The sequence below is a fragment of the Streptomyces sp. JJ36 genome (genome assembly GCF_021696945.1).
Classification (GTDB): Bacteria; Actinomycetota; Actinomycetes; order Streptomycetales; family Streptomycetaceae; genus Streptomyces.
In genome coordinates this window covers 18564-32731 of record NZ_JACYHE010000071.1, presented here as the reverse complement: position 1 = coordinate 32731, position 14168 = coordinate 18564, and the positions used below count along the sequence as shown (strand labels likewise).

Annotated in this window: 15 protein-coding genes and 1 tRNA gene; 9 read left to right on the top strand and 7 right to left on the bottom strand. The window is 70.1% G+C overall.

Annotated elements, in window-relative coordinates:
* Positions 1 to 336: 336 nt before the first annotated feature.
* From HOY81_RS21965 to HOY81_RS21950, 4 genes are all read right to left on the bottom strand, one after another.
* Positions 337 to 1293, bottom strand: coding sequence for an RNA polymerase sigma factor SigF (locus tag HOY81_RS21965; RefSeq protein WP_237322222.1), 957 nt, complete (start codon positions 1291 to 1293; stop codon positions 337 to 339).
* A gap of 200 nt (positions 1294 to 1493) precedes the next feature.
* Positions 1494 to 2327 carry an RNA polymerase sigma factor SigF gene (locus HOY81_RS21960; RefSeq protein WP_237322221.1) on the bottom strand — a complete coding sequence of 278 codons (834 nt, stop codon included), beginning with the start codon at positions 2325 to 2327 and terminating at the stop codon, positions 1494 to 1496.
* 329 nt (positions 2328 to 2656) lie between these two features.
* Complete coding sequence (locus tag HOY81_RS21955; protein WP_237322220.1) at positions 2657 to 2818, bottom strand: hypothetical protein; 162 nt, start codon at positions 2816 to 2818, stop codon at positions 2657 to 2659.
* A gap of 184 nt (positions 2819 to 3002) precedes the next feature.
* Complete coding sequence (locus HOY81_RS21950; RefSeq protein ID WP_237322219.1) at positions 3003 to 4094, bottom strand: trans-aconitate 2-methyltransferase; 1092 nt, start codon at positions 4092 to 4094, stop codon at positions 3003 to 3005.
* A gap of 336 nt (positions 4095 to 4430) precedes the next feature.
* On the opposite strand from HOY81_RS21950, the gene HOY81_RS21945 reads away from it, so the two are divergent.
* Positions 4431 to 4622: a hypothetical protein gene (locus HOY81_RS21945; RefSeq protein WP_237322218.1), complete on the top strand. Its 192-nt coding sequence runs from the start codon at positions 4431 to 4433 to the stop codon at positions 4620 to 4622.
* A 134-nt stretch (positions 4623 to 4756) separates the two neighbouring features.
* A complete protein-coding gene (locus HOY81_RS21940; protein WP_237322217.1) occupies positions 4757 to 5104 on the top strand; it encodes a VOC family protein in 348 nt (115 codons plus the stop codon).
* A gap of 205 nt (positions 5105 to 5309) precedes the next feature.
* Here HOY81_RS21940 and HOY81_RS21935 read toward each other — a convergent pair.
* Positions 5310 to 5396, bottom strand: a tRNA-Ser gene (locus HOY81_RS21935).
* A 524-nt stretch (positions 5397 to 5920) separates the two neighbouring features.
* Here HOY81_RS21935 and HOY81_RS21930 point away from each other — a divergent pair.
* Positions 5921 to 6718, top strand: a complete 798-nt coding sequence (locus HOY81_RS21930; protein WP_237322216.1) for an SLATT domain-containing protein — start codon at positions 5921 to 5923, stop codon at positions 6716 to 6718.
* A 34-nt stretch (positions 6719 to 6752) separates the two neighbouring features.
* On the opposite strand, the gene HOY81_RS21925 is transcribed toward HOY81_RS21930, so the two are convergent.
* Positions 6753 to 7997, bottom strand: coding sequence for an XRE family transcriptional regulator (locus HOY81_RS21925; RefSeq protein WP_237322215.1), 1245 nt, complete (start codon positions 7995 to 7997; stop codon positions 6753 to 6755).
* 158 nt (positions 7998 to 8155) lie between these two features.
* Positions 8156 to 8509 (bottom strand): winged helix-turn-helix domain-containing protein, encoded by a 354-nt coding sequence (locus tag HOY81_RS21920; RefSeq protein WP_237322214.1) that lies wholly within the window; start codon positions 8507 to 8509, stop codon positions 8156 to 8158.
* A 352-nt stretch (positions 8510 to 8861) separates the two neighbouring features.
* Between HOY81_RS21920 and HOY81_RS21915 the strand changes: the two genes are divergently transcribed.
* The 6 genes from HOY81_RS21915 to HOY81_RS21890 all read left to right on the top strand — a co-directional run bounded on the left by HOY81_RS21915 (position 8862) and on the right by HOY81_RS21890 (position 14036).
* Positions 8862 to 9026 carry a hypothetical protein gene (locus HOY81_RS21915; RefSeq protein ID WP_237322213.1) on the top strand — a complete coding sequence of 55 codons (165 nt, stop codon included), beginning with the start codon at positions 8862 to 8864 and terminating at the stop codon, positions 9024 to 9026.
* Between the two features lie 94 nt (positions 9027 to 9120).
* A complete protein-coding gene (locus HOY81_RS21910) occupies positions 9121 to 9423 on the top strand; it encodes a hypothetical protein (protein ID WP_237322212.1) in 303 nt (100 codons plus the stop codon).
* Complete coding sequence (locus tag HOY81_RS21905) at positions 9420 to 10085, top strand: GGDEF domain-containing protein (RefSeq protein WP_237322211.1); 666 nt, start codon at positions 9420 to 9422, stop codon at positions 10083 to 10085. Before HOY81_RS21910 ends, HOY81_RS21905 begins: the two co-directional genes overlap by 4 nt.
* A complete protein-coding gene (locus HOY81_RS21900) occupies positions 10082 to 11197 on the top strand; it encodes a DUF2637 domain-containing protein (RefSeq protein ID WP_237322210.1) in 1116 nt (371 codons plus the stop codon). The genes HOY81_RS21905 and HOY81_RS21900 overlap by 4 nt, the downstream gene beginning before the upstream one ends.
* Entirely contained in the window at positions 11197 to 11577 is a 381-nt protein-coding gene (locus HOY81_RS21895; protein WP_237322209.1) for an RRQRL motif-containing zinc-binding protein, read from the top strand. The genes HOY81_RS21900 and HOY81_RS21895 overlap by 1 nt, the downstream gene beginning before the upstream one ends.
* A 272-nt stretch (positions 11578 to 11849) precedes the next feature.
* Positions 11850 to 14036: a cell division protein FtsK gene (locus HOY81_RS21890; RefSeq protein WP_237322224.1), complete on the top strand. Its 2187-nt coding sequence runs from the start codon at positions 11850 to 11852 to the stop codon at positions 14034 to 14036.
* The last annotated feature ends 132 nt before the right edge of the window (positions 14037 to 14168 follow it).

Genomic DNA, 14168 nt, shown 5'->3' with positions numbered 1-14168 from the left:
CGCCCGCAGCATGAGCGCGCCCCAGCAAGGCACCCCTCCCCTCGTAGCCCGCCAAGCAGTGACCGTCGCCACGGCACTCGCGTGGGACGCCCGCCCGGCCTCGCCCTCTCCTCAGCGTGGGCGCTGCTCGCGCTGCTCGCAGGCGCACAGGCCCGCCGTCCCGAGCGCTCCCGCAGCCGTGCGCCCGTCGCGGCGGCCGGTGGCGCGACGGGCGCGGGGACGGGCGCACGAGCGCGGGGGAGGTCGTCGAGCAGGAAGGCGGGGACGTCGGCGTCCTGCTGTGCGGTACGTCCCGCCCGCCGACCGGGCCCCGTCACTCTCGGATACCCGGCCCCGTCACTCCTCGGAGATCAGCCCCTCCCGGAGCTGGGCGAGGGTGCGGGTCAGCAGGCGGGAGACGTGCATCTGGGAGATGCCGACCTCCTCGCCGATCTGGGACTGCGTCATGTTGCCGAAGAAGCGCAGCATGATGATCTGCCTCTCCCGGGCGGGAAGTCTGGCCAGCAGCGGCTTGAGCGACTCGCGGTACTCGACGCCCTCGAGGGCGCTGTCCTCGTAGCCGAGGCGGTCCGCCAGGGAGCCCTCGCCGCCGTCCTCCTCCAGGGCCGGGGAGTCCAGCGAGGAGGCGGTGTAGGCGTTGCCGACGGCGAGGCCGTCGACCACGTCCTCCTCGGACACCCCGAGACAGGCGGCGAGTTCGGGCACGGTCGGCGACCGGTCGAGGGTCTGGGAGAGCTCGTCGCTCGCCTTGGTCAGCGCGAGCCGCAGCTCCTGCAGCCGGCGCGGGACGCGCACGGACCAGGAGGTGTCGCGGAAGAAGCGCTTGATCTCGCCCACGACCGTCGGCATGGCGAACGTCGGGAACTCCACGCCGCGTTCGCAGTCGAAGCGGTCGATCGCCTTGATCAGGCCGATGGTGCCGACCTGGACGATGTCCTCCATGGGCTCGTTGCGGCTGCGGAAGCGCGCGGCCGCGTAGCGCACCAGGGGGAGGTTGAGCTCGATGAGGGTGTCGCGGACGTACGTCCGCTCGGGGCTGTCCACGTCCAGGGCGGCCAGCCGCAGGAACAGGGAGCGGGAGAGGGTGCGGGTGTCGATGGTGTCGCCGTCGGCGCGGGCCGTGAACTGCCCGGCGTCCGGGAGGTGCACGGAGTCCGGGGCGTCCGGGGCCTCCACGGGGTGCACCGGGTCCACGGAGTCCACGGGGTCGCCGGGGACTGCGGGAACCTCGCGTGGTGCGTCGGCGGTCGGGATCTCGGTGAGCACCTTCGAGCTGCCCAGTTCTACGGACATGCCACCCCCTTGAGGTCGCGGACGGATCGCGGCGGCGCCCTCGGGTGAGGGAAGCACCTCCCCTTGCATACCTTCGGTCGCCGCCACAGCAAACGCACTTCTCGCAGAATGTCACAAGTCAGCAACACGACGTAGCGCCATGTCGACAAAAGTTTGCCGCTCAGGGGCCTCCGGTACGGGAACGCCGTCCCCCGTGGAGGTTACGCTTCGATCCGGTTTGCGGCTCGCAGACGGGCGAAACTACGCGAAAGCAGCCGGGAGACGTGCATCTGCGACACTCCCAGCTCCGCGCTGATCTGCGACTGCGTCAGGTTCCGGTAGTACCGGAGCAGCAGGATCCGCTGCTCCCGCTCGGGGAGTTGGACGAGCAGGTGCCGTACGAGGTCGCGGTGCTCCACGCCGTCCAGTTCGGGGTCCTCGTAGCCGAGGCGGTCCAGCAGTCCGGGCGGGCCGTCCTCGCGTTCCTGGGCGGCCTCCAGGGAGGTGGCGCGGTAGGAGCGGCCCGCCTCGATGCAGGCGAGCACGTCCTCCTCGGAGACGTTCAGTCGCTCGGCGATCTCGGCGGTGGTCGGCGATCTGCCGTGCAGCACGGTCAGGTCCTCCGTGGCGCCGCTCACCTGCACCCACATCTCGTGCAGTCGGCGCGGCACATGCACCGTCCGTACGTTGTCCCGGAAGTACCGCCGGATCTCGCCGACGATCGTGGGCATCGCGAAGGTGGGGAACTGCACGCCGCGGTCCGCGTCGAAGCGGTCGATGGCGTTGATCAGTCCGATCGTGCCGACCTGGACGACGTCCTCCATCGGTTCGTTGCGGCTGCGGAAACGGGCGGCGACATAGCGGACGAGCGGCAGATTGGCCTCGATGAGCGCGTCCCGTACCCGGTTGTGCTCCGGGCTGCCCGCTTCCAGTCCGGAGAGCTGCTCGAAGAGCACCTGGGTCAGTGCGCGGGCGGCCGCGCTCCTGCTTCGGGGGGATTCCTCCTCCCCGGAGTCCCCGGACGACGTCTGGGGGAGGGTCCGGGACCCGTCCACTCCGCCACCACTCCTTCACGGCGCACATCCGGCAAAAAGCGGTCATAGCATCACAAGACATGTGCACGCTGTGCAAGCACCGTATCGCTCCGTGTTGGTGGCGAGTTGGGCCAGTTGCCCCGGCGCGCGCGCAGGTGGGGGCAGGTGGCGGCACGGGACACCTCGTCCGCGTGACAGGGGGCCGGCGGCGGGGCGTCGAGGGCCGGGCGGGTGAGCGTGGTGCGGCTGCCGCGGGCGGAGGGGCGCACGGGGGCGCGCTGCGGCACGAGGCGGGCGCTTCAGGGGGCGTACGGGCGGTGCGCGGCGGGCCCTACGGCCTACGGGCGGTCTCAGCCGACCAGAGCGGTCATGAACTCCCCGACGCCCTTCGCGGCGCTGGAGATCCCCTCGAAGCCGACCCCGACGAGTTCGGCCGCCCGGTGCGGCGAGGTGATGATCGTGTACAGGATGAAGACGCTCACCACGTACGTCGCGACCTTCTTGATGTCCACCTCGACCTGCCTCCCGGCTGCGCCCGTCGCCCCTGTGGTCGGGTGAGTCTAACCAGAGCCTCACGAAGAGTGATCTGTCCGTGCGGGCACCGGTCGCCCGCCGGGCCGCGGGTGCGGGCGCCTGCGGCGCACCGGTCACCTGCGGGCGCCGGGCCCCGGGCCCGCCGGGCCCGGGGCGGGCGGGTCAGCCGGGCGTGCGGGCCACGTACAGGCTGTCCATCGGGTCGTCCGGCACCTCGTGCACCTCGACGTCCGTGAACCCCGCCGCGTCCAGCATGCTCAGCGCCAGCTCCTCGCCCCACACGGTGCCGAGCCCGGCGCCGCCCGCGGCCAGCGAGACGGTCATGCAGTGCAGCGTGCTGACCGCGTAGAGCCAGGGCGCCATGGGGTTGCCGATGTTCCGCTCCAGCCGGCTGGAGGCCTTGGTGTCGAGCATGACGAACATCCCGCCGGGGGCCAGCGCCGCCGCGGCCCGGTCCAGCACGGCCTGCGGGCGCGCCTGGTCGTGCACGGTGTCGAAGGCGAAGAGCACGTCGAACGGCGGGTCGGCGGGCAGCTCGGCGACGTCCAGCACCTCGAAGGCGGCGTTGGTCGCCCCGTACGCGGCCGCCTCCGCCCGGGCCTTCTCCAGCGCGTCCGCCGCCAGGTCGTAGCCGGTGAACGACGAGTCCGGGTAGGCGCGGGCCATCAGGTTCACCGCGTGCCCGGTGCCGCAGCCGAGGTCGGCGGCGCGTACGCCCTTGGCGAGCAGCCCCGTCAGCCCCTCGGCCAGCGGCAGGATGCCGGTGAGGAGCTGGCCGTCGAACACCCCGCGGGAGAGGGCGTCCATGACCTCGGTGAACTCCGGCCGGAAGTCGTCGTACGGCACCCCGCCGCCCTCCCGGAAGGCGCGGTCCACCCCGCTCACATGGTGCGCGAGCAGCGTGGTGGTCTGTGCGTACGGCGCCATGTTCAGCGAGCCCTCGCCGGTGAGGCAGGCGGCGTGCTCCGGGGGCAGGGAGTAGCTGCTCTTCTCCGCCGTGTACTCCACGATGCCGCTGGTGACCAGCGCGCCCAGGCACTCGCGTACGTACCGCTCCTGGAGCCCGGCGCGCGCGGCGAGCTCCGCGCTGGTGCCGGAGCCGGCGGCGAGGACGTCGAAGAGACCGTTGCGGTGGGCCAGGTCGATCATCAGCGTGACGCAGCCGCCCGCATACATGTCGATCAGTTTGCCGGCGAACTCCTCGACCTTGCTCTCGTCGAGGGCCGCCCCGGACGGCTCGAGATGGGTGCTCATCGCGCCCCTCCCTCGATGGGCGGATGTCTACGTCTCCATGCTAGGCGCGCCCGGTGCGGTCGTCCTCTCCGTGCGAGGCGCCCGGTGCGGGGGCCTCGCCCTCCGGGTGCGGCGGAGCGGGCCGGCACCGGTCGCCCCTGCGCCCGAGCGCGCTCCGGGCGCGCGGCGCCAGGAGTGCGCCCCCGCTTGGACCTTGCGGGCGACGCTGCCGCCTCCAGCGGCCCTGCCGACGCCGCCGGGCGGCCTTCCCTCGGGACGCTGGTCGCCAGCGGTCTCCCGGCCGGCACCGCCGGGGCCCATGCCGACGCGACCGCACACGGAAGGGAAGTAGCAGCCATGACCTTGACCGTCTCCGTCGTCCTGCTCGCCGGTTTCCTGCTCGCCCTGCTCCTCAAGCAGCGCGTCCTCGGCGTGTGGGCCGCCGTCATCGCCACGGTGTTCGGCTTCTACCTCGCGGACACCGCCGCGGCCGACACCGTCAACGAACTGGTGATCGGCTTCGCCGGCGCCCTCAACAGCCTCGGCTGAGGGCGCCGCACCTCCGGCCCCTCAGCCTCCCGCAGCCGTCGCGAGGGCGGCCCGGAGCCGATGAGTTTCCCGTGCGGCACGGGTCGGCACCCGTGCCGACACGACCACGGCGCAGCAGGAAGGAACGGTGTCCCATGACTCCGACGCGCGTCTTCGCGATCGCCCCGGTGGGCGAGATCGACCGCTCGGCGGCCTGGTACGAGCGGCTCTTCGGCAGGCCGGCCGACCGCAGGCCCATGCCGGGCCTGGCGGACTGGCACCTCACCGAGACCGGCTGGGTCCAGGTCTTCCAGGCACCCGAGCAGGCGGGTTCGACCCTGCTCAACCTCGAGGTGACCGACCTGGACGGCGCGTTGGCGGAGCTGGCCGGGCGCGGCCTCACGGCGGGGGAGGTGCAGTCCGGGGCGCAGAACGTCCGGTTCGCCGCCCTCCACGACCCGGACGGCAACCGGATCACGCTGATCGAGAACCCGGTGACCTGAAGCGGGCGACCCGCACGGCGTCCCGGAGCGCGAAGCGCACGGCGAGCCCGGACGGCGACCGAGCGGGGACGGACACAGAGGCGGGGACGGACACAGAGGCGGGACGGCGACCGAGACGGGGGCGGGGGACGGGCGACCGCGGCGGCCACGCCGCGGCATGACGGAGGGGCGGCCCCGGTGCCGGGGCCGCCCCTCCGTGCGACAGCGGTAGCGGTGGGATTTGAACCCACGGAGGGTTGCCCCTCACTCGCTTTCGAGGTCTGTTCGCGCTGGTCAGAGCGTTGTACGCCACGGTTCAGAACGGTACGCCGCAGTGCTCAGAGGCGGTACGCGGCCGCCCAGCGAACCGTCGTGAACGGTCCAGTACGGCGATGAACGAGACGGGAACTGAGACGCGCTGAGAGCCCTGAGCGGAAGCCGCCTCCGGCGGCTGCGACCTTCTCTGTCTGGCTTCGCCAGACGGGCTGCAACAGCAGGGGGCTCCGTGTAACGGCTGTCTCCGCAGGCTGGGGGTTCGCAGTGACGCTGCGACAGGTGTGACACCCCCCGGATGTTGCAGCCCACAGCCGCCGATGGGACTGCTGCACGTGCCCGGGGTGTGGACGCACCTCCCTACTACGCGGGTGGGATGAGGTGCACCCCAACCCCGGCCGTCGCCCCAGGTACTCGCCGTGAACGATCAGCCGCTACTTATCGGAGAACTCCAGTCCGAGTACAAGTAGCGACCGGTAGGATACCGGCTGGTCTGAATCTGCGCTTAGGGGGATTTAGGTAATGTTAGGGCGAAGTGTGCCCAGCGATGCGACAACCAACGCGATGATTGAGCACCGCCGCGCAGTCGCGGATCTTCAGAAGCGGATCAAGAATCGACGTTTGCAAGTTTTCGGGCTTTGGGCGGCTCCGATTCTTGCGTTCCTCGCGGTGGGCGCATGGGTGAGCATTAAAGTCTTCGTTTGGCGGGGCAGGGATATGCCCACTCACCTTAATGGAGCGCTGGCTGCTGTTGTATTCTTTTTCGTGGCTGTCACTATTCTGCAATGTGCCCTTGAGTTCAGCACCAGCTCCCCCTGGGAAGATTGTAGGACCGCCGTAAGGAAGCTCAAGCTCGACTTGGAGCTGGCTGAAGAGGAGCGGATTCTTGAGGCTCGGCGGCGGACCCCTCCCGCGCCGGATAGGCAATCCTCCTATAAAGAACGTATCCCCGGAGAGATAGCCCGGCTGCGCAAGGAGTCTCGACATTACCGGAGACAGCATCTTTTCATGCAGTGGCTGCTGTTTGTTTGCTCTGCTGCCATTTCTGGGGTCACGGCTTGGTACGATCCACCTCAGCCGGGGAAAGGTGTACTGATCGGTCTTAGTTTCACAGTCACGGTGATCACGGCGGCTGCTGGATACTTCAAGCCCCGTGAACGCGCATTCAATCTCCAGCAGACTGCCGACAGTATCGAGCAGCAAGCCACGGCTCTTGATTTGGGAATTGCGCCGTACAATCACTCTGATGAGAAAGCGAACCTTGAGTCGTTCGCTACTACTGTCGAAGGATTGCGTGCGGATCAGAGGATGCGTGAACAGCAACTCGACCAGCCGCAGCAGGGACAACACCAGGTCATGTGAGCGGGTCTCGGCGAGGTGCCCGTAGGCGGACCGCCTACGGGAGGAAGCCGGGCTTCTCGCGGCCAAGGTCGCGGAGGTGAGACAGGTACTCCTGGGCGGACGATTCGGAGCCGTACCGGTTGCGCACCTCAGCGGCCAGCTCCCGGCTGGTCATGAGAAGGGAGGGGAGCGACCGCCGGTCGCCCTGCAAGGCTCGTTCGCCCAGGGTCAGGGCTTGCTCTAGATCGCCTTCCCGGGCGGCGGTGACTCCCAGCGTCACCCGAGCCTCTGCGTTGCGCATCGGCAGGCGCTCGGTGCCATCGAAGTCCGTGCCGACGCGAAGCACCTCGTCAGCCAGCGTGCGAGCAAGCCGGTCTTCACCGACGAGTCGGTAGCAGTCCATTGCGTAGAAGTCGAACTTCGCCGGGTCCACCACGAAGTGGTTGTCCAAGTTCTCGGGGTGCGGCATGCCTTCCAACAGCCGCCGTCCCTTGTCCAGTGCCACCTCGACTTGCCGGCGGTCCCCCAGGCGCGCCCACGCCTTCGCTTCCTGCCCCGCGAGCTGCACTGCCACACCGTGGTGCGGAGCCACCTCGGCCCCTGCCTGAGCGGCGGCGATGACACCCCGGTAGTCGCCGGTCGTGAGCGAGAACCATGCCCGCATCTCGTGCGCCCAGCCCGCCACCTCTGCGATGTCCGATTCCGTAGCGATGGACAGTGCTGCGCGTCGCGTGGCCTCCGCCCCGTAGCGGTCGCCGGAGTCGTATTCGACGCAGCCGACGAGCAGAGCGAGCCAACCGGACAGTGCCAGAATTTCGCGGTGCTGCGCCAGTGTGAGGCTCTTTTTGCGCAGTTCTACCACTCGACGGAGCCATTGTCGGCCCTCGATGAGAAGCTGTTCGCTCGGCATGTACGGATACTCTGAGCACAGCCGGTCGGCGGTAACGCGAAGTGCATTCAGTGTCGCCTCATCGACGTCCGAGCGGCTGAGTCGCCCGAGGATTTCCGTCGTTTCCATGCCGCTCGCGGTGATGATTTCCGCGTTGCCGTCCCGCCGTGCGGGAGCGGGGAAGAGAGCGTGAGTGACCGTGCCGAACACGGCAGCAATCAGGGGCTTGTAGAAGTCGCCCGGTGTCTGTCCGGCTTCCCACCGCTTCCACTGCCTCACCATGCTGTCGTCGCTCGGCAGCTCCTCGGCAGCGTGCGCCCGCATCGCTCGCACGGCTTGGAGCTGTGACATGTCGCGCGCCTGCCGCTCTGCTGCGATGCGCCGCGCCCAGTCCGGCCTGTCCTCGCTCATCCGATCCCTCCTCGGGCGTGCCTGTGGTGAGTCTGTCGCGACCTGTCGGGGGACAGGCAAGGGGACAGTTGGGGACATCTGTCGTCCCGTGTCCCCTGTTTTTGTCCGAGTGCTGTCACTTACATAGCGGTCGGAGCCTGTTGCAAGGTGTTTCCAGATCACGCACCACCCTGGTCCCGTTGCTTTTCCAATGCTGCGACTCGTTCGGTCAGCGCATGAATTTGGGAGCGTAGTTCGTTGATTTCTTCGCCGACATCTTGCTTAGGTGTATTCTGCTCCTCGGTTTCGTCCGCGATGAAGTATCCGCGGTTGCCCGCTGAAAAGATCAGTCCTTCGCTGACAAGGATACTGAGCCCATCGCGGACGGTCTGCCCCGCGAACCCAAATTCCTTCGCGAGCTCTCTACTCGTCGGCAGCTTGCCGCTTGGGTATGCGCCACGTTCGATGCGCTCCCGCATCGTGTCGGCAACCTGCATCGGCTTCGGCCGGGGATCGCTCGCCGCATACGTCATGCCTCCAAGTATCCATTAGCGCGCACTGGCACGTACTGACGCAGGAAGGTTGCGCACCAGTGCGCGCTAGTGCAAGCTAGTCCCACGCACCAGTCGTCGCCCGGCGCACGTCGTGCGGTGCCTCGCTATGCGGCTGGATACGTCCCGCCGTCCGTTGCTTGAGAACTCAACAGGGTGTGCGAAGCAAACGAGTGTTCTTGATCCTCGGCAGCCCCATGACCTGGGCCGTCGGGGGTCATGGCCGCTCGTGCGCGTATACGAGCGGTCGGCTCTGCTCACGGATCAAGGCGGCCCCGCGGTGATGGCGCACCGGCGGGGCCGTGACCAGCACCTTCTATCCCAAGGAGTGGTCGTGCCCGATCGTACTCACCTTCCGCCGTTCATCACCCGCTATGAGGGTCAGCCCTGCGGAAGCTGCGGCGGCACCGGCCGCCAGGTGGTGAACGACACCGCCGGCGGTGTGAGCCGCCAGTACACCCGCCCTTGTGGCGGCTGCGGCGGCAGCGGACGCCGCTGACTTGCCCGTCCCGGCCGGGGCGACGGCCCTCCCTGCCAGGAATGCCCATCGTCCCGGCCGCTCCCTTGCCCCGATCACCCGATCAGGAGTGACCATGAAGGACTTCATCGGCGGCCACGTGGCCGTCAGCGATGCGGACCTCGTCGAACTGTCCATGGGCGCCGGCACGCCGCTGGAGCTGTGGCTCGGCGAGGAGAACGAGACAGAGGAGGAGCGCGCGGCCCGGCTGGACGCGGCCCGCGACATCCTCGCGGACGACCCCGAGCTGATCGACCGCGTCACCCGCACGGCCGTCCGCGCCCTCGAAGCCGGCGCCCCGGAGCTGCTGAACGTCATCCCGCTCACCCGCCGGGGCCCCGCCGACAGCCGCACGGCAGGACGGAGGGCCGTGGCATGAGCGCCCTGCTCCCGGCTGCCGCTACGGCGGCACCGCTGGTGACCGGCTGGACCCTGCACACGGTGTGGATGGGCCGCCGTCTGGACCGGGCCCGGCGCGACCCTCTGACCGGGCTGCACACCCGGGCGCTCTTCGAGAAGCGTGCCCGTCGGCTGCTGCGCGGCGGCCCCTGCGCGGTGGTCGTGGTCGACCTGGACGGCTTCAAGCATGTCAACGACACCTACGGCCACGCCGCCGGAGATACGGCGATCCGTGCGGCCGGAGGCACGCTGGCCGACGCCATCGAGGCCGAGGGGCGCGGCGGCATCGTGGCCCGGCTCGGTGGGGATGAGTTCGCCGCCGCGGTACCGACGGCCGATCCGGTGGCGCTGCGCTGGCTGCTGGGTGGCTTGCACGATGCGCTGTGCACGCCGCTGCGAGTCGACGGACGCGACCTCACCTTCGGGGCTTCCCTCGGTGCCGTCTGGCACGAGGACCAGGCGCCGGCGGACCTCTCGCGGCTGCTGCGGCTGGCCGATGAGGCCATGTACGGAGCCAAGCGCAACGGGGGCGGCTGGCAGGTCGCTCATGATCACCCTCCGGTGCGTCGCACGGTCAACGGCCGGCGTGAGGGCCGTTCCGGTGCCCACACGACGGCCCCGGAGGGAGGTGGCCGGCGGTGACCGTGGACCTCATCAAACCGGCGGCCCCGGCCGCGGCCGGGCCTGCGGGGGTGCCGCCGCTGAGCCGTGGCGAGAAGGGCCTGCTGGCCGGGGCGGTGGTCTTCGGCGGCGGGGTCGGTGCTATCGGGCTGGCCGCGTCGTTCGACACGGTGGCCAAGGCGGGCGAGCGGTGGGGCTTCGGCATGCCGGAGCTGCTGCCGGTCGGGATCGACATCGCGATTCCGGTGTTCACCGTGGCCAACCTGCTGCTGATCCGCATGGGCATGCCGCTCGCGTGGGTGCGGTTCGTTCCCTGGGCCCTCACGGCGGTGACGTGCTGGCTGAACGTCGCCACCGGCAACTCCCTGTCGGCAAAGGTCGCGCACGGCACGATGCCGCTGCTGTGGGTGGTGCTCTCCGAGATCGCCGCGCACGTCTACGCCGTGCGGATCGGGAAGGCGACAGGGGCCCGGATGGAGCGCATCCGCCGCTCTCGCTGGCTGCTCGCCCCTCTGTCGACCTTCGCCTTGTGGCGGCGGATGGTGCTGTGGGAGACCACCAGCTACCGCGATGCCCTTGCGCGGGAGAAGGAGCGCCAGCTGGCCCGCGCGGACCTTCGGCAGCAGTACGGGCGGCTGTGGCGTCGGCGCACCCCGCGCCGGGAACGCGTGCTGCTCAAGCTGGGTGACCTCGCCCCCGACAACGCGGTACCGCAGGCCCAGTCCGAGGAGCGGGGCCCTGCCCCCGAGCGGTCGGCCGCGCCTCGGCCGGAGTTGCCGGAGGTGGTCCCGGCCGGCGTGGAGCTGCTGCCGCTCGTGGCCCGCCCCAAGGCGCCGAAGCCACCGGCGGCCCGCGCGGAAGCGAAGCCGCGGCCGAAGCGGCAGAGCAGCAAGAGGAAGGCGGCGGCTCCGCGCCGGTCGCGGGAGGAACTGCTGACCCAAGCCCGCGCGATCAGCGCCGAATGGCCCTCGGAGGCGCTGAAGGCGGAGCCGCTGCGGCGGGCGCTGGGCTGTGGGCAGGAGCAGGCCCGGCATATGCGGGACACGCTCCGCGCTGAGCGCCAGGAAGGCAGCGCGCAGCAGTCTGGGGACCGGCCGCGCCTGGCGGCTGTGTCGGGGGCCGGTGAGGGCTGATGCCGACGGCATCAGGTGAGTGCTACGACCCGACCGGCGCCCACCACGGCATCCCCACCTACCCATGGCGGCTCGCCCCTGATGGGTTGGCGACGCGGCGCCAGCTGCGGGCGCTGGGGCTGCGGCCGGGCGGCCAGGAGGTTGCCGCTCAGCTCATGCGGCCCCGCCGGCGGGACAGGCCACCGCTGGTCGCCTACCTCTACCGCATCGACCGGGCTCAACCTGTGCGGTCGATGACACCGGGCAAGCGTCGGTCGCTGACCGCCGCGATGACGGCCCGACGCACCTGCCCCGACTGTCGCACTGTGCTGCCCTACTGCATCCCCAAATCCCTGGGTGTGTGCGTCGGGTGCGCTTACCCGACGGGCCATGCCATCTGAAGGTCGAGCCGCCCGGTACGTGCGACTCGACGCCTTACCGGCCGTTCCGGTCGTACGCAGCGTACGACTCCCGGTCGGGCGATTCCGAAAGTCGCCCGCAGCGTCTCTTCAGTCCCGTAGCTGACCAAGGGATTCTCACAGGGCCCGGCCGACGATCCGCCAAGACAGCGGCCGGGCCCCTTCTCTCCCTCGCAATCAAGGAAGGAAGCTCAGTGAATCACGCAGATGACGAGCGCAACGAGAAGGAACTGTTCCACCGGCTGGAAGCCGAGATGGCCGCCGACGGATCGCCTGACTCCTCGCCCGGCGCGTCGGGCGGTGGGGTGGTCGACTTGGGCAAGGCTCGGTCGGCCCGCAGCGCGGTCGACGCGTCGGGTGGCGCGTCGGCCGACGCCGACACTGCTGCGTCGGGTGGCGAGTCGGGTGACCCGTCGGCCCGGGTGTTGGTCGACTCGCCGGGCGGGTCGTCGGGCGACTCGCTGGGCGACCGGATGCGGGGGAAGCGTCGGGCTGTGCTTCCGGCGTGGGCGCGGTCGGGTGCGGAGTTCCGCAAGGCGGTGCGGTGGCTGTCCGGGCACGTCGGCCACGTCACCGCCTACCACGGTGTACGCCTGCCGTGGTACGGGCTGCGGCTGGCCGCTCAGTCGCCGCGCGGGGTCGCGAAGTTCATCGGCGGGGCGATGCGGTGGGTGGCCGACCGCGAGGGCGACCCGCTCCGTCTCGCGGCGGCGCGTCGGGAGAACGTCACCGAGTACATGACGCTTTCCCGGCAGCGGGACCGTCGGGTGAAGTGGCGGACCCTGGTCGCGATCGTCTCCGGGGTCGTCGGCCTCAGCTCCGCGCTGGCGATGTACGTGCTGGCCCCGACGTGGCTGCTCGCCCTGGCAGGCGCGTCGGTGACGCTGGCGATGGGGTGGCTGGGGGCGCCGGCCGACGCCCCGGTCATCCACCGGGCGGTGGAGACCGGCAAGGCTCCCAAACTCACCTCGGACATCGTGCTGCGCGCTCTCGGTGCGCTCGGGATTCCGGCGATCAACCAGGCGCAGTCCAAGGGCGGCGACGGGTTCAAGTTCACGGCCCCGATCGCCCGCGACGGCCGTGGCTGGCGTGCGGAGGGCGATCTGCCCTACGGCGTGACCGTCACGGACGTGATCGACCGTCGGGAGAAGCTCGCGTCCGGCCTGCGCCGGCCGCTGGGCTGCGTGTGGCCTGAGGCGGTGGCGGAGGAGCACACCGGGCGTCTGGTGCTGTGGGTCGGGGATGAGGACATGTCCAAGGCTCGTCAGCCCGCATGGCCGCTGGCCAAGGCCGGGTCGGTGGATCTGTTCAAGCCGGTGGCGTTCGGCACCGACCCGCGCGGCCGGTGGGTGGAGATCACGCTGATGTACATCGCGGCTGTCATCGGCGCGATCCCCCGGATGGGCAAGACCTTCCTCCTGCGGCTGCTGCTGCTCATCGCGGCCCTGGACCACCGGGCTGAGCTGCACACCTACGACCTGAAAGGCACCGGCGACCTCGACCCGGTGGGCAACGCCGTCAGCTACCGTCACCGCGCCGGAGACGAAGAGGAGGACATCCAGTACGCGCTGGCGGACATGCGGGAACTGCGGGAGGAGCTGCGCCGCCGCACCAAGGTGATCCGGTCCCTGCCGCGCGATGTCTGCCCGGAGTCGAAGGTGACTTCCCAGCTTGCGTCGAGGGCGTCGCTTCGGCTGCACCCGATCGTGGTCGGGGTGGATGAGTGCCAGGTCTGGTTCGAGCACGACAAGCACGGCAAGGAGTTCGAGGAGATCTGCACCGACCTGGTCAAGCGCGGCCCGGCGACCGGGATCGTGCTGGTGCTGGCCACGCAGCGGCCGGACGCCAAGGCGCTGCCCACCGGGATCTCCGCGAACGCGTCCGCGCGGTTCTGCCTGAAGGTGATGGGGCAGCTGGAGAACGACATGGTGCTGGGCACGAGCGCCTACAAGCGGGGTGTGCGGGCCACGATGTTCTCCTGGGCCGACAAGGGCATCCACTACTTCGTGGGTGAGGGTGCGGACGCCCGCATCGTGCAGTCCGTGTTCGTCGACGCGCCGGCCGCCGACGCCATTGCCGCCCGCGCCCGAAAGCAGCGCGAGGTGGCCGGCACCCTCGCCGGACACGCCCTGGGCGAAGAACCGCAGGTCAGCAAGGGAGCCGGGTTCGACCTGCTGGCCGACATCCTCGCCGTCACCAGCGCCGACGAGCCCAAGGTGTGGTCCGAGACGGTCGTGGGACGGCTGGCCGAGCTGCGGCCGGAGGTCTACCGCGAGTGGACCGGTGAGCAGCTGACGGCCGCGCTCAAGCCGTACGGCGTCAAGACCGGGCAAGTCTGGGGCACCACCGAGGACGGCAAGGGTGCCAACCGGCGCGGTATCAAGCGCGCCGACATCACCAAGGCCGTCGCAGAGCGTGACGGAAACAGCGACGCGGCCTGAGTGCGGATCGCCGCTAGGCCTAGCACCCACACCCGCTAGGTCTAGCGGCCCCGCTAGCGACCCGCATACCGCCTGATCAGGTGACTAGTCCCTAGCGGCCCTACCCGAGCACACCCCGAAACCGGCTCCGGA